This is a genomic window from Streptomyces griseoaurantiacus (assembly GCF_036189845.1).
Classification (GTDB): Bacteria; Actinomycetota; Actinomycetes; order Streptomycetales; family Streptomycetaceae; genus Streptomyces; species Streptomyces griseoaurantiacus.
The window spans coordinates 2209748-2225567 of the sequence record NZ_CP108326.1 but is presented as its reverse complement, the minus strand read 5'-3'; the positions used below and the strand labels follow the sequence as shown (position 1 = coordinate 2225567).

The window sequence follows — 15820 nt, the reverse complement described above, 5'->3', positions numbered from 1 at the left end:
AGGGGCCGGCGGGGCGAGGGAACCCCCCGCACCCCGCCGGCCCCGGCTCGGACCCTCAGTCGACCTCCGCCACCGCCTGGGCGAACTGCGCCCGGTACAGACGGGCGTACGCGCCGCCCGTGGCCAGCAGCACCTCGTGGGAGCCCTGCTCGACGATCGCGCCGTTCTCCATCACCAGGATCGTGTCCGCGTCCCTGATCGTGGACAGCCGGTGGGCGATCACGAAGGAGGTCCGCCCGGCGGCGAGCTTCGCCATCGCCTTCTGGATCAGCACCTCCGTGCGGGTGTCCACGGACGAGGTGGCCTCGTCCAGGACGAGGATCACCGGGTCGGAGAGGAAGGCCCGCGCGATCGTGATGAGCTGCTTCTCGCCCGCGCTCACCCCCGAGCCCTCGTCGTCGATGACCGTGTCGTACCCGTCCGGCAGCGTCCGCACGAAACGGTCCGCGTGCGCCGCCCGCGCCGCCTCCTCGATCTCCCCGCGCGTCACTTCGCGGGAGGCGCCGTAGGCGATGTTCTCCGCGATCGTGCCGCCGAACAGCCAGGTGTCCTGCAGCACCATCCCTATGCCCGCGCGCAGGTCCTCACGGGACATCCGCGCGATGTCCACCCCGTCGAGCGTGATCCGCCCGCCGGTGACCTCGTAGAACCGCATCAGCAGGTTCACCAGCGTGGTCTTGCCGGCGCCCGTGGGGCCGACGATGGCGACCGTGTGACCCGGCTCGACCGTCAGCGAGAGGTCCTCGATGAGCGGCTTGTCGGGCTCGTAGCGGAAGGAGACGTGCTCCAGCGCGACCCGCCCCCGCAGCTCCTTCGGCCTCTCGCCCGGCAGCGCGTCCGCGCTCTGCTCCTCCGCGTCGAGCAGCTCGAAGACCCGCTCCGCTGAGGCCACCCCGGACTGCACCAGGTTGGCCATCGAGGCGACCTGCGTCAGCGGCATCGAGAACTGCCGCGAGTACTGGATGAACGCCTGCACGTCACCGATGGACAGCGAGCCCGTGGCGACCCGCAGCCCGCCCACGACGGCGACCAGCACGTAGTTCAGGTTCGAGACGAACATCATCAGCGGCTGCATGATGCCGCTGTTGAACTGCGCCTTGAACCCGGCCTCGTACAGCTCCTCGTTCTGCTCGGCGAAGGCCCGGGCCGATTCCTCCTGCCGGCCGAAGACCTTCACGAGGTTGTGCCCGGTGTACATCTCCTCGATGTGCGCGTTGAGCTTGCCCGTCGTGCGCCACTGCTGCACGAAGTGCGGCTGCGAGCGCTTCCCGACCCGGGTCGCGACGAAGAACGACAGCGGCACGGTGACCAGCGCCACCAGGGCCAGGATCCAGGAGACGTAGAACATCATCACCAGCACGCCGACGATGGTCAGCAGCGAGTTGACGAGCTGCCCCATCGACTGCTGCAGCGTCTGCCCGATGTTGTCGAGGTCGTTGGTGGCCCGGCTGAGCACCTCGCCGCGCTGCCGCTTGTCGAAGTACGACAACGGCAGCCGCGACAGCTTCTCCTGCACGTCCCTGCGCAGCCGGGAGACCGTCAGGTTGATGGCCCGGTTGGACAGCCGCGTCGACACCGCCATCAGCAGCCCCGCCACGAGGAACGTGCCCAGCGCGAGCAGCAGGACGTCGCCCACCGCGCCGAAGTCTATGCCCTCACCCGGTGTGAAGCGGGTGCCGGACAGCATGTCGGCGACGGCACCGTCGCCGCGCTCGCGCATCGACTCCAGCACCTCCTCCCGGGTGGCGCCCGCGGGCAGCTCCCGCCCGACGATGCCGGCGAACACCAGGTCCGTCGCCCGGCCGAGGATCTTCGGCCCGAGCACCGACAGGGCCACGCTCAGCACGCCGCACACCAGCATCACCAGCAGCGTCCCCCGTTCCGGACGGAACTGGGCGAGGAGCCGTTTGCCGGACCCCTTGAAGTCCATCGATCGCTGGTCGGGAGCGCCCCGGCCGGCCGCCATCCGCCCCATGGGCCCCGCCATCAGGCAGCCTCCGCTTCCGTGAGCTGGGAGAGCACGATCTCCCGGTAGGTCTCGTTGTCCGCCATCAGTTCCCCGTGGCGTCCGGAGCCGACGACCCGGCCCTCGTCCAGGACCAGGATCCGGTCCGCCTCGCGAATGGTCGCCACCCGCTGGGCGACGATCACCACGGTCGCCTCGGCGGTCTCGCGGGCGAGCGCCGCCCGCAGGGCCGCGTCGGTGGCGTAGTCGAGCGCCGAGAAGGAGTCGTCGAACAGATAGATCTCCGGGCGCTGCACGAGCGTCCGGGCGATCGCCAGGCGCTGGCGCTGACCGCCCGACACATTGGTGCCGCCCTGCGCGATCGGAGCGTCGAGGCCGCCCTCCAACGCGCTCACGAACTCCTTGGCCTGCGCCACCTCCAGCGCGTGCCACAGCTCCTCGTCGCTCGCCTCCGGGTTGCCGTAGCGCAGGTTGGTGGCGACCGTTCCCGCGAACAGGTACGGCTTCTGCGGCACCATCCCGACGGTCCTGGCGATCAGCTCCGGCGCGAGCTCCCGCACGTCGACGCCGTTGACCAGCACCTCGCCGTCGGTGGCGTCGAACAGCCGGGGGACCAGCCCGAGCAGCGTCGACTTGCCGCTGCCGGTGGAACCGATGACGGCGGTGGTCTCGCCCGGCCGGGCCACCAGGTCGATGTGACGCAGCACCGGCTCCTCGGCGCCCGGGTAGCGGAAGCCCGCCCCGCGCAGCTCGAGATGGCCGTGCCGGCGCAGTTCGAGGACCGGGGCCGTGGGCGGCACCACGCTGCTGGAGGTGTCCAGCACCTCCTGGATGCGCTCGGCGCAGACCTCCGCGCGCGGCATCATCATGAACATGAAGGTGGCCATCATCACGGACATGACGATCTGCATCAGATAGGCCAGGAACGCGGTCAGGTCGCCGATCTGCATGCCGCCGCTGTCGATGCGGTGCGCGCCGAACCAGAGCACGGCGATCGAGGACAGGTTCACCACGGTCATCACCATGGGGAACATCAGCGCCAGGATCCGCCCGGTGCCCAGCGCGACCTCGGTCAGCTCGCGGTTGGCCCCGGCGAACCGGTCCTTCTCGTACTCGTCGCGGACGAAGGCGCGGATCACGCGGTTGCCGCTGATCTGCTCGCGCAGCACCCGGTTCACGGTGTCCAGCCGGACCTGCATGCTGCGGAACAGCGGCCGCAGCCGCCGTACCAGGAACGTGACGCAGATGGCGAGCAGCGGGACCACCGCGACCAGCACCCCGGACAGCGGCACGTCCAGCCCGAGCGCCAGCACGATGCCGCCCACACACATGATCGGCGCCGAGGCCACCAGCGTGAACGTCATCAGCGTCAGCATCTGCACCTGCTGGACGTCGTTGGTGGTGCGGGTGATCAGGGAGGGCGCCCCGAACTGCCCGAGCTCACGGGCGGAGTACGACTGCACCCGGTCGAAGATCGCGGCACGCACGTCCCGGCCGAGCGCGGAGGCCGTCCGGGCGCCGAGGTACACGGCCCCCACGTTGCAGACGACCTGGACCAGCGAGATGCCGATCATGAGTGCGCCGAAGGACAGGATGTAGCCGGTGTCGCCCTTGACGACACCGTTGTCGATGATGTCCGCGTTCAGGGTGGGCAGGTAGAGGGTCGCGGAGGTCTGCAGCAGTTGCAGCAGGACCAGCAGCGCGAGGGGTTTCCGGTAGGGCCTGAGATGGGCCCGGAGGAGTCGTATGAGCACGCGGGACTCTCGGTTCGTCGACGGCGGGGTTCGGTGGTGCACCACCCCCTATCGTCGAACACTCCACCCGTGTTACCTCAACCGATTAATCCGACCGCGGCACGGGTAGGTGCACGGATTCAGCCCCGGGGCGCACGCCCCGCGCTCCCGCGCCCGTGGAAAAAGCGCTTCCACGCCCCTGAACGTCGCGGGTCCCGCCGCTCGACTATGCCCGGAACGCCCCGGGATGGGTCTGTTCGCGCACCGCCACGTACTGCTGGCGCACCGCCTGACCCACCGCCAGGTCCTCGCCCGCCTCCAGCACCTGCGCCGCCGCGCCCTGCCACACCGGCGGGGTACGGGGGTCGAGGGTGCCCTGGGAGGCGCCGAGCGCCCACGCCGCCTGCCGGGCGGAACCGATCGCCGCGTAGTCGGCCGGCTGGGGGACGACGACCTGCGCGGCGAACAGCGAGGGCGCCGCCGCCTGCACGGCCGGCAGCTCCGCGGCCGCCCCGAGCAGGAACACCCGGCGCACGTCCACCCCCCGCCCGCGCAGCACGTCCAGCGCGTCCGCGAGCGCGCACAGCATCCCCTCGAAGGCCGCCCGCGCCAGGTGCTCCGGCTTCATCGACTCGCGCCGCAGCCCCGCCAGCGTGCCCGCCGTGTGCGGCAGGCTCGGCGTGCGCTCGCCCTCCAGGTACGGCAGCAGCACCAGGCCGTGCGAGCCGGGGGTCGACTTCATCGCCAGCTCCGAGAGCGCCTCCAGATCGGGCACCCCGAGCAGGTCGGCGGCGCCCCGCAGCGCCCGCACGGCGTTGGCCGTGGTGACCACCGGCAGATGCATCCCGGTGGCGTCCGCGAGCGAGGTGATCATCCCCGAGGGGTCCACCAGCGCCTCGGGGTGCACGGCCATCACCGACCCGGAGGCTCCGAGCGAGACCACCGCGTCCCCGAGGCCGATGCCCAGACCGAAGGCGGCGGCCATCGTCTCGCCGGTCCCCGCCGAGATCAGCAGCCCCTCCGGGGTGCGGCCGGCCGCGTCCGAGGGGCCGAGCACCTCGGGCAGCATCGCGTGGTGGCCCAGCGCGAGTTCCACCAGGTCCGGCCGGTACGAGCCGGTCGCCGCCGACCAGTAGCCGGTGCCCGAGGCGGCACCCCGGTCCGTGGTCCTGCGCACCGGCCGGCCCAGCAACTGCCACACCAGCCAGTCGTGCGCCTGCAGCAGCACGGCGGTGCGCGCCGCGTTCTCCGGCTCGCTCTTCGCCAGCCAACGCAGCTTCGTCACCGGCTGCGCGGCGCCCGGAACACAGCCCACCGACTGCGCCCACGCCTGCCGTCCGCCGAGCGCGTCGATCAGATCGGCGGCCGCCACCTGCGCCCGCTTGTCGCCGCCGACCAGCGCCGGGCGCACGGTGCCGCCCTGGGTGTCGAGCGGAACCACCGCCCCCGCCTGCGCGGAGACGCCGATGGCCTGCACGCCCTCGAGGAGGCCGCCGCTCGCCGCGTCGCCGAGGGAGAGCAGCCAGGCCTGCGGATCGACGTCGGAGGGGCGGCCGCCACCCTCGCGCGGCTCCAGCGGATGCGGCGCGTACCCCTGCCTGAGCACGGCCCCCGTGTCCGTGTCACACACGACGATGCGAGTGAAATCGGGCGAACTGTCCAACCCGGCGACTATCCCCATGGCGGAATTGTGCCGCACGCGCGGCGCGCACCGCGCGGCTCCCCGGCCCCCGGAGGCACCCGCACCCCGCCCCGGACGCGGCCGGGCCCGGGGTACGGGCGGGCGGGGTGACGTCGGCCACCCCTCCCGCACGCACCCCGGGCCCGAAAGGTCCGGAGCCGCCAAAGCGCCTCGCGGCGCCTCTTATGTGTTGCTCGTACCCCAGTCGTCCCGGCCGGATCCGGCCGAGCTGTGCTCGCGCAGCGTCCGCACGCGCCGGCTGACCGAGTCGGGCATGCGGTCGCCCACCCGGTCGCTCACCGCGTCGTAGGCCTTGCCCGCGAACTCCCGGCCCTGCTGGGCCGCGGTCTCGGCGGTGTTGCGCACGGCGGGGTTCTCCGCCACTCGCCGTGCCGACTTCCTCAACTGCTCATAACGCTCGCGTCCGGCCCGTGTACCCAGTACGTAGCCCACGGCCACTCCGACCACGAACGTCAGCCGATAGCGCATGACGGCCACCTTCCCTTGCTCTTGCGTCCCGGTCCTTGCGCGGGCGCCGGTCGCGGGGGACACCGATTGGCGAAGCACCCCCCTGCTTGCGCTAATGTATGTGTCGCAGCGAGCGCGCGCCCTTCGGGGCGGCTACCCGGGTAGCCACGTTCGATGCGACGAGGCATTCCTCCGTAGCTCAATTGGCAGAGCAGCCGGCTGTTAACCGGCAGGTTACTGGTTCGAGTCCAGTCGGGGGAGCTCGGTCCTCCGTAGCTCAATTGGCAGAGCAGCCGGCTGTTAACCGGCAGGTTACTGGTTCGAGTCCAGTCGGGGGAGCATGCTGAACGAGGACCCTTCAGGGGTCCTTTTTCATGTCCGCCCGACCCGGCGCGACCGGGGCCGCCGCTCGACCGGATGTCCGCCCCGGACCCCGGCCCGGCACCCGCTCCCGCGCCCGTTCCGACGTCCGGTTCCGGTTCCGGGAACCGCCCGGGCCGCCGCGGAGTCTCCCAAGGCGGCAAGGTCGCCGAGCACCCGCCCCACCTGGAGCAGGAGATCGTATGAGCGGCTATGCTGCGGCAGACGGCGCGCACACATGTACGCGACGCGCCGCAACGGGGCGGTAGCTCAGCCGGTTAGAGCAGCGGACTCATAATCCGCCGGCCGTGGGTTCGAGTCCCACCCGCCCCACCTACGCGGGTCCCTGACGGGGGAGGCGCCCCGTCAGGGGACGCCCGGACCCGGTACGTGGAGGTTCGGGGAGCGTCCCTTCCGCGGGGCCGGCGGGCGGGCCGGCACCGTCGACCGGCAGACCGAGTCGATCACCCCCGTACCCCTCCCTGCCCCCCGCTCGCCCGGGGACGGAGCCCCCGGCGTGCGGGACGCGCCTCCGCTGTGACAATGGCGTCAGAAGCCGCATCCAGTGGCACGGAGGGTGCGTCGCGTTCCTCTATAGTTCTGCCGTTGCCCGGACCCGGGCGCGGCACCGTACGACGCGCGTGCGCGCACGTCAGCAGGGAGGGCACGCACGTGCTGAGGGACACGAGCGAACCCGAGTACGCCTCGGTTCTGGTGGATGTCGCGGACGTGCCCATGGACGCGCTGGACGACCTGCCGGAGACGGCGTTGGCGGCGGTGCTACGGGAGTTGCGGGAGCCGTCGGCGGAACCCTACGCAGCCTTCGAGTCGTCCCTCTAGACTCTTCCGCGACGGTCCCACGCCCACCGAACACCACCTGTTCTGTCCTCAAATGCCTTTCGGCGCACGCCTGGTGAGGGTAGAGCGGTGAGCGGCATGGGTATGAAGGTGCCGCGTACGTTTCCCCGGCCCGGCGAGCCGTCGGAGGCCGAGCGGGCGGCGGTGGGGGTTGGGGGGTGCCCTTGGAGAGGGAGTCGTACTTCTTTCTCAGCTATGCGCGCCAGGACGACCGCGATGACGTCTTCGTGAGCCGTTTCTACGAGGACCTGGTGGCCGAGCTGGACCGTCTCGGCGAGGACTGCAGCAGGCAGAAGCCCTTCCGGGACGTGGAGCGGCTGGCCCTTGGCGCGGACTGGGAACGCATGCTCGGCCGGGAGGTGGGGCACTGCCGTGCCATGGTCGCCCTGTGCTCCCCCGCGTATGTGCACAGCCTCTACTGCGGCAAGGAGTGGGCGGCCTTCCAGGCTCGTGTCGAGGACTACCGGGAGCGCACCGACATCGACGTACGCGCGCTGATCCCGCTCGTCTGGGCCCCACTGCGCGGCCCGGTCCCGGAGGTGATCAGTCGCTACCAGTTCTTCGAGCCGGAGATGGGTCGCGAGTACGTGGAGCAGGGGCTCATGAGCCTGATGCGCGGTGACCCCACCGCCTACCGCAGGGCGCTCCGGCTCATCGCCAAACGCGTGCAGTACGCCGCCGGACTCTTCCGGCTGCCCACGGTCAAGGAACTCGACCTGGGCGCCGTGCGCAGTCCCTTTCCGGCCCAGGGGATCATGGCCCCGACCGGACGCAGCACCGGTCATGTGCGGCTCTTCGTGGCGGCGGGGGCCGCCGACGCCCTCCCCGCCGGCAGACTGCGGCACGAGTACTACGGCCGCTCGCCGCTCGACTGGACGCCCTACCATCCGCCGGTCCATCCCACCGTCGCACACCGGGCCCAGCGGGTGATCCTGGAGGAGGAGTACACCTCCAGCATCGAGGTCGTCGACGACACACTCGCCAGCAAGCTCGACGAGGCGATGCGGGAGAACCAGCCCAGCGTGCTGCTCGTCGACCCCTGGGCCGCCCGCGAAGCGCCGTACCGCGCGCCGCTGTCCGACTACGACCGGCAGAACCACCCGGTCACCGGGGTCCTGATGCCGTTCCACCCGTCGGACGACGAGTCCGGGGACGGCGGGCTGTGGGACGACGTGCGCCAGGTCTTCCGGCGCAACTGGATGCGGCGCAACGATCCCTACGACCGGCTCTTCCGGGTTCTGGTGGACAAGGAGCACTTCGACGACCGGCTCGCCGAGATGGTGACCGTGGCGCAGAGCCGGCTGATGGAGAACGCCGTTCCCCGCCGGCTGCCCTCCGGACCGCCCGCACCGCCGATGCCCGGACTCAACGTTCCCGCCCAGCCCCCGCCCGGCGACCGGGACGATCCGCCCGGCCGCCCTCCCTCCGTAGAGGATCCCTACGATGACGACTGAGGCCGGTACCCGACGCAATGGCCGGATAGTGACGTTCTACTCGTACAAGGGTGGAACGGGGCGGACCATGGCGCTGGTCAACGTCGGCTGGATCCTCGCGAGTAACGGCCTGCGGGTGCTGCTCGTCGACTGGGACCTCGAAGCCCCCGGACTGCACCGGTACTTGCGGCCGTTGTTCGTCGATTCCGAATTGCGGCGCAGCAACGGGCTGATGAACATGATGACCTCCTACGTGGGGCAGGTCATGGGGTCGGGAGACCCGCTCCCGCCCACCGGTGACCCCGATGCCGGTCGGGACACGGTGATCGAGAGCGAGGAGTGGCTGCGCTCGTGCGCCCGCCTCCGCCCGTACACCACCGGACTCGACCTGACCCTGCCGCCCGGCGGGCGCCTGGACTTCCTTCCGGCCGGCCGGCAGAGCGCCTCCTACTCCGCCGCCGTCACCACCTTCGACTGGCACCGTTTCTACAACCGGCTCGGCGGCGGGTCCTTCCTCCAGGCGCTGCGCGAGGAGATGAAGGCCGAGTACGACTACGTCCTCATCGACAGCCGTACCGGCGTCAGCGACACCTCCGGCATCTGCACCATGCTGCTGCCCGACATGCTCGTGAACGGCTTCGCGCTGAACCTGCAGAGCATCGGCGGCTGCGCCGAGGTCGCCGCCTCGGTGACGACGTCCGCCCCGCACCCGGTGCGCATCCTGCCGGTGCCCATGCGGGTCGAGGACGCCGAGCAGGAGCTCCTCCAGCAGGGCAGGGACTCCGCGCGGGCCGCGTTCGCCCCCTACCTCTCGTGGCTGCACAAGGGCAAGCGGGACAAGTACTGGGGAGAGGTGGAGATCCCCTACAAGACCTACTACGCCTACGCCGAGATACCGGCCACCGTGGGCGACCGTCCGCTGCAGGCCGGCTCCCTGCTGGCCGCGTTCGAACGGCTCACCGGATGGATCACCGACGGGCGGGTGCGTGGCCTGCGTCCGCAGCCGGCGGAGGAACGGCGGTTGCTCAACGCCGAGTACCGGCGCGACCCGCGCGCGGTGCCGCCCCGCTTCTACGTCAGTTACGCCCCCAACGACCGGATGTGGGCGGAGTGGGCGGCCGGCCAGCTCCAGGCGGCCGGATACCAGGTGTCCCTGCACGGCACGGCCGAGCCGATGAACGGCGTCCCGGCCGAGGCGACCGCAGTGCTGGAACGGCGGGGCCGGCTCCTCGCGCTGCTCTCGCCGGACTACGTCCAGCAGCCGCGCGCCGCCGACGTGTGGGCCCGGGTGACAGGCCGGGAGTCGGCCGGGGTGCCGGCGCTGGTGGCCGTCCGGGTCCAGGAGATGGACGGCTCCCGCTCCGGGGACGGACTCTTCGACGAGCGCCTCAGCACCGATCTGACCCGCCGGAGCCCGCAGGACGCGGCGCGCAGGCTGCTGGAGGCCGTCGGTTCGGCCTCGACGCCGCGTACTCCTGACGGCGGTGCCGTCACCGGCATTGTCCCTCCCCCGTTCCCGACCGCCACGCCCGCCGTGTGGCGCGTTCCCGCACGCAACGTGGCCTTCACCGGGCGCGGACCGCTCCTCGAGGAACTGCGCGACCGCTTCTCCGCCGGATCCCGGCAGGTGCCCCAGGTCCTCTACGGACTGGGCGGGATGGGCAAGACACAGATCGCCCAGGAGTACGCCCACCGCTTCAGGGCGGCCTACGACGTGGTGTGGTGGGTGCCCGCCGCTCAGCCCCACCTGATACGCCCCGCGCTCGCCGACCTCGCTCCCCAGCTGGGGATCGAGGGCGGGGAGGACACGGCCGGCACGGCGGAGGCCGTGCTGCGCGCACTGCGGGAGGGCCGGCCGTACAAGCGATGGCTGCTCATCCTCGACAACGCCGGACGCCCCGAGATGCTGGAGGAGTTCCTGCCCGGCGGACCGTCCGGCGGGCACGTTCTGATCACCTCCCGCGACCGGACCTGGGTCAACAGCGCCGGACTGGTCGACGTCGACGTCTTCCGGCGCCGGGAGAGTCTGGAACTGCTCCACCTGCTCAACCCCCGGCTGCCGGCCGCCGAGGCCGAGCTGGTCGCCGACCGGCTGGGCGACATGCCGCTGGCCGTCGGCCAGGCCGCCGTCTGGCTGAGCGACGGCAGCATGCCGGTGGCCACCTACCTCTCCCTGCTCGACGACCGTCTCACCAAGGTCCTGAACGACACCCGGCTGCCCGAGCGGGACTACCCGCGTTCCGCCGCGGCCACCTGGCTCCTCGCCGTGGAAGAACTGCGCCGGATCAACCCGGCCGCGGCCGAGATGCTGGAGATCTGCGCCTTCTTCGGCCCCGATCCCATCCCCATGCGGGTGCTGTACGGGCGGGCCGTCACCGAGGCCCTCACCCTGGGCGAGGGCGAGCCGCGCGACGAGATGACCATCGCGCTGCTCTTGCGTGCCATCAACCGGTTCGGCCTGGCCAGGAGCGACCAGACGAGTGCCACCCTCACCGTGCACCGGCTCGTGCAGGCGGTCATCCGGGACCAGATCCCCAAGGAGGACCGATTCCAGATCCGTGCCGTGGTGCACGCGGCTCTGGTCGAGGCCGCTCCCGGCGACCCGGACGCACAGGAAAACTGGGAGCGGTATGCGGAACTCCTGCCGCATCTGCAGCCGTGCCGGGCCGCCAAGAACCCCGACCGGGAGGTCCGCAAGTGGATCACCGACTCGGTGCGTTATCTCTGGAAGCGCAGTCTGCTCACGGCCGGACTCGACCTCGCAGCCTCCACTCTCGAGACCTGGGGAGCGCGTGGCATCGGCCACGCCGATGATCCCCAGACCCTCATGCTCCGTACCCAGCAGGGCAATCTGCTGCGCTCGCAGGGCAGGCTGCTGGAGTCCTACGAGATAGACCAGGACACCTTCGAAAGGTTCCGGCGCACCCGCGGCGCCGAGTACGCCCACACCCTGGCCGTGGCCGGCAACCTCGGTGCCGACCTGCGTGCCCTCGGCCGCTATCAGGAGGCGCGCGAACTGGACCGGGAGACGCTGGCCGCGGCCCGGCGGGTTCTCGGCGACGACCACCCCCGCACGCTCATGTACACCAACAACCTCGGCATGTCCGAGTACCTGGCGGGCGACCGGCAGGAGGCACTGCGGTTGCACCGCGGGGTATACCGGCAGCAACTGGAGACCTATGGACCCGAAAACCTCTACACCTTGTCCCGCGCCGACAACTATGCCCGTGACCTGCGGGAGACCGGCAACCTGAGGGTGGCCCTGGAGTTGCTGGAGACCACCGTGCAACTGTGTGCGCAGACCCTCGGCGACAACCACAGCGACACCCTGAGGGTCCGCAAGAACCTCGCCGTGGCCCTGCGCAGGGACGGGCAGTACGAGCAGGCCAAGGAGATGGACGAGGATCTCCACAACCGCTACGTCACCGCCCACGGCCCCGAGCACGCCGACACCCTCGCCGCCGCCTGCAATCTCGCCGGGGATCTCGCCGCGCTCGGGGACACCGGGCGGGCGCTGGAGCTGGTCGAGCGGGCCATGTCCCGATACGAGACCTATCTCGGGCCCGAGCACCCCGTCTCCCTCGCCTGTGCCAACAACCTGTCCGTCTACCTCCGCCTGGAGGGGCACACCGAGCGGGCGCGGGAGATGTCGGGGCGGGTGTGGGAGCGGATGGCGGGGGTGCTGGGGGAGAAGCATCCCTACACCTTGTGCTGCATGGTCAACCATGCCAACGATCTCGCGCTGGCCGGTGCGCGGGACGGTGCGTTGCTCGCGGAAGCCGTCGAACTGGACTCGCGGGCCAGGGAGTTCTTCGTCGAGGTGCTCGGGGTCGATCACTACGACACGATCGGGGTCACCGCCAACCTCGCGCTCGGTCTGCGCGCCGTCGGCCGGGTCGAGGAGGCGGACGTGCTGGCGGAGGAGGCGCTGCGGCGGGCTCGGGAGACGCTGGGGGAGGACCATCCCACGACGCGCGCGGTGCTCGCCGGCTCCCGGCTGGACTCGGACATCGAGCCGCCGACCACCTGAGCGGGGCGGCCGGCGCCGCGGGCGGCAAGTCCCGTGCGCCGTGGAGCCGTTCGACCCCGTATGGTGACGCCGTCACTGACGCCCCACCAGAGCGACGGATGCCCATGCACGCCACCCGCTCCCCGAGCCCCGGGCCCGGCGGCCCGGACGACGACCCCGCCGCCGGCCCCGAGCCCCTCGTGCCCTTCCGCCAGTTCCTGCTGAAGATCCACAGCCGCTGCGACCTGGCCTGCGACTACTGCTACATGTACGAGGCCGCCGACCAGAGCTGGCGCGGCCGGCCCCGGCGGATGGAGCTGGAGACCGTCCGCCGCACCGCCGCCCTGATCGCCGCGCACGCCCGCGAGCACCGGCCGGCCGAGGTGCGGATCGTGCTGCACGGCGGGGAGCCGCTGCTCGTCGGGGCCCGGCACCTCGAGGAGCTGCTCGGCGTTCTCACCGGCGCCCTGGAGGGTGTCACCGTGCCCCGTTTCGTGCTGCAGACCAACGGGGTGCGGCTGGGGCGGGAGCCCGCGCTCCTGGAGGTGCTGGACCGGTACGGCGTCCGGGTCGGGGTGAGTCTGGACGGCACCGCCGCCGATCACGACCGGCACCGCAGAAGGCCCGACGGCGGCGGCAGCCACGCCGCCACCGTCCGCGCCCTTGACCTGCTCGCGGCCGGCCCGCACCGGCATCTGTACGCCGGGGTGCTGTGCGTCGTCGACCTGGCGGCCGACCCCGTGGGGACGTACGAGGCACTGCTCGCGCACACCCCGCCCCGGCTCGACCTGCTGCTGCCGCACGCCACGTGGGCGGCCCCGCCGCCGGGGCTCCCGCGGCGGACGACGCCGCCCGACCGGCCGCCGGAGGCCCCGTACGGGCCCACCCCCTACGGGGACTGGCTGTGCGCCGTGTTCGACCGCTGGTACGGCGCCCCCCGGCGGGAGACCGGGATCCGGCTGTTCGAGGAGATCATGGTGCTGCTGCTCGGCGGCACGGCACGCAGCGAGGCGGTGGGGCTGACACCCGTCGACCTCGTCGTCGTCGAGACCGACGGGGCGATCGAACAGGCCGATTCGCTCAAGGTCAGCTATCCCGGCGCCCCGGAGACCGGGCTCGACGTGTTCCGGAACAGCTTCGCCGAGGCCGCCCTGCACCCCGCGTTCCGGGCCCGGCAGCGCGGCACGGCCGGGCTCGGCCCGGTCTGCCGGGTCTGCCCCCGCGCCCGGGTCTGCGGCGGCGGCCTGTACGCGCACCGCTACCGGCCGGGCGAGGAGCCGACGTTCTCGGCGCCGTCCGTGTACTGCCAGGACCTCGCACTGCTCGTCGACCACATCGCCGAGCGGGTGCGACGGGACGTCGCCGGTCTCCTCGGTGCCCGGGGCCGGCCGGAGGAGGCCGCCCGATGAGCGTCAGGGGAACCGGCACCGGTGCCACCGGCGCCCCCGGGAGCGCCCCGGGGCGCCATGTCGTGGGGCGCGAGGACTTCCTCGCACTGGCCCGCGCCCGCGGCGGCGCCCGTCGGGTCGCCCTGCTGCGCGCCGGGCAGCTCAGCAAGCGGATGCTGCTGGTGCGGGCCCTGCGGGAGGCCGCGGGGGAGCGGGTCGAGGAGGCCTACCGCGGGCTCGTCGCGCTCAACCGCGAGGACCCGGACGCCTGGCGGGAGGTCATGCTCCAGCCCTACCTCGACGAGGGCGCCGCCCGCACCCTCGTGGCGCTGGAGCGCGGCGAGGACGTCGACACCTCGTGGTTCGACCGGCTGGTGCGCGCCCCGTACGCCCCCGAGGGCGCCCCCTGGCCCCGGGTGCGCACCGTGTGCGAGGGCCGGGTCCTGGACGTACGGCTCGCCGACCGGGGGCCCTTCCGCGACGCCCACGGCCACCCCCTCGCCCCGCCCCTCACCGGCCCCGAACGAGAGCGCTGGGCGCGGACGCTGGAGGAGGCGTGGCGCGTCCTCGTCCGGCGGCACCCCTGGCACGCCGAGGCCGTCGCCGCCTGCCTGACGACCCTCGTCCCGCTGGAGCCGGGACCCGACGGCGGCGGCGTCAGTTCCGCCGCCCGGCGCGCCCACGGGGCCGTCGCCGCCTCCCTGCCCGAGGACCCCGTCCTGCTCGCCCTCGGCCTGGTCCACGAGTTCCTGCACGTCCAGCTCGGCGCGCTCCTCGACCTGGTGCCACTGCACGGCCCGCCCACCGCCGCCCGCCACCACGCCCCCTGGCGCCCCGACCCCCGCCCGGCCGGCGCACTCCTCCAGGGCACCTACGCGCACCTGGGCGTCACCGACTTCTGGCGCGCCGAACTCGCCGCGGGCACCGGCGGTCCCCGGGCCCGCCGGGAGTACGAGACCTGGCACGGCCACACCGACGCGGCCGCCGGCACCCTGCTCGGCAGCGGGGAACTCACCCCCGCGGGCGAGCGGTTCGTGACCGAGCTGCGCCGCGCGGTGCGCCGCCCGCACCCCGGGGCGCCGGCCGGGACCGCCCCGCTCACCCGGGGCCGGCTCGCCGCCGAGCTGCGGGCCCTCGGGCTCGGTGCGGGCGACACCGTGCTGGTGCACTCCTCGCTGCGCGCCCTGGGACCCGTCGAGGGCGGCGCCGAGACGGTCGTGGACGCCTTCCTCGACGTGCTCGGCCCGGCGGGCACCCTCGTCGTCTACACCCAGACCCCCGACAATTCCGACCCCTCCCGCTGGCCGGGCACCCGCGGCTACGCCGTGCCCGAGGAGCAGTGGGACCGGCTGCGGGAGCGGCTCCCCGCCTTCGACCCGGACACCACCCCGGCCTTCGGGGTCGGCGTGCTCCCCGAGACCGTGCGGGCGCGGCCCGGCGCGCTGCGGAGCACCCACCCGCAGAGCTCCTTCACCGCCCTCGGCGCCCGCGCCCGTGAGCTGACCGCGCACCACGCCCCCGACTGCCACCTCGGCGAACGTTCCCCGCTGGCCCGTCTGGAGGAGGCCGGCGGGCGGGTGCTGCTGCTGGGGGTCGGCTGGGAGGTGTGCACGGCCTTCCACCTCGCCGAGTACCGGCTGCCCGGCCGGCCCCGGCAGACGTACTCCTGCGTGGTCGGCGACGGGGCCGGGGGCCGTGCCTGGTACACGTACACCGACGTCCGCCTCGACTCCTCGCCCTTCGCCCGCATCGGCGCCGCATACGAGGCCGACGCGGTCCGGGAGGGCGGCGGCGACCTCGTACGGGGGCGGGTCGGCGCCGCGGACTGCCGGCTGTTCGGCCTCGGCCCGGCCGTCGCCCACGCCGCGGTGTGGCTGGCCGATCACGGGGCCGGGGTCCCCTGATCGGATGATCCGGGGGCGTC

9 protein-coding genes and 3 tRNA genes are annotated in these 15820 nt (G+C 72.6%); 8 read left to right on the top strand and 4 right to left on the bottom strand.

Annotated elements, in window-relative coordinates; translation table 11 throughout:
* Window positions 1-55: 55 nt before the first annotated feature.
* From OHB09_RS09980 to OHB09_RS09965, 4 genes are all read right to left on the bottom strand, one after another.
* Entirely contained in the window at window positions 56-1987 is a 1932-nt protein-coding gene (locus OHB09_RS09980) for an ABC transporter ATP-binding protein (RefSeq protein ID WP_040893493.1), read from the bottom strand.
* Window positions 1987-3720, bottom strand: coding sequence for an ABC transporter ATP-binding protein (locus OHB09_RS09975; protein ID WP_006137556.1), 1734 nt, complete (start codon window positions 3718-3720; stop codon window positions 1987-1989). Before OHB09_RS09975 ends, OHB09_RS09980 begins: the two co-directional genes overlap by 1 nt.
* Window positions 3721-3925: 205 nt before the next feature.
* A complete protein-coding gene (locus tag OHB09_RS09970) occupies window positions 3926-5380 on the bottom strand; it encodes a xylulokinase (protein WP_234527653.1) in 1455 nt (484 codons plus the stop codon).
* A 183-nt stretch (window positions 5381-5563) separates the two neighbouring features.
* Complete coding sequence (locus tag OHB09_RS09965; protein ID WP_006137558.1) at window positions 5564-5869, bottom strand: YtxH domain-containing protein; 306 nt, start codon at window positions 5867-5869, stop codon at window positions 5564-5566.
* 167 nt (window positions 5870-6036) lie between these two features.
* Between OHB09_RS09965 and OHB09_RS09960 the strand changes: the two genes are divergently transcribed.
* From OHB09_RS09960 to OHB09_RS09925, 8 genes are all read left to right on the top strand, one after another.
* Window positions 6037-6109, top strand: a tRNA-Asn gene (locus tag OHB09_RS09960).
* Between the two features lie 5 nt (window positions 6110-6114).
* Window positions 6115-6187 (top strand) — tRNA-Asn (locus tag OHB09_RS09955).
* Between the two features lie 280 nt (window positions 6188-6467).
* Window positions 6468-6541: transfer RNA gene (locus OHB09_RS09950), tRNA-Ile, on the top strand.
* Between the two features lie 339 nt (window positions 6542-6880).
* Window positions 6881-7048: an FxSxx-COOH cyclophane-containing RiPP peptide gene (fxsA, locus tag OHB09_RS09945; RefSeq protein WP_234527654.1), complete on the top strand. Its 168-nt coding sequence runs from the start codon at window positions 6881-6883 to the stop codon at window positions 7046-7048.
* A 176-nt stretch (window positions 7049-7224) separates the two neighbouring features.
* On the top strand, window positions 7225-8520 hold the full coding sequence (fsxC, locus tag OHB09_RS09940; protein ID WP_191853004.1) for an FxsC protein: 1296 nt from the start codon (window positions 7225-7227) through the stop codon (window positions 8518-8520).
* Window positions 8510-12529: an FxSxx-COOH system tetratricopeptide repeat protein gene (fxsT, locus tag OHB09_RS09935; RefSeq protein ID WP_328921853.1), complete on the top strand. Its 4020-nt coding sequence runs from the start codon at window positions 8510-8512 to the stop codon at window positions 12527-12529. The genes fsxC and fxsT overlap by 11 nt, the downstream gene beginning before the upstream one ends.
* A 104-nt stretch (window positions 12530-12633) precedes the next feature.
* A complete protein-coding gene (locus OHB09_RS09930) occupies window positions 12634-13917 on the top strand; it encodes an FxsB family cyclophane-forming radical SAM/SPASM peptide maturase (protein ID WP_319351856.1) in 1284 nt (427 codons plus the stop codon).
* The gene (locus OHB09_RS09925) at window positions 13914-15800 is read left to right on the top strand and encodes an AAC(3) family N-acetyltransferase (protein WP_328921852.1); all 1887 of its coding nucleotides are present in this window, start codon (window positions 13914-13916) and stop codon (window positions 15798-15800) included. Before OHB09_RS09930 ends, OHB09_RS09925 begins: the two co-directional genes overlap by 4 nt.
* The last annotated feature ends 20 nt before the right edge of the window (window positions 15801-15820 follow it).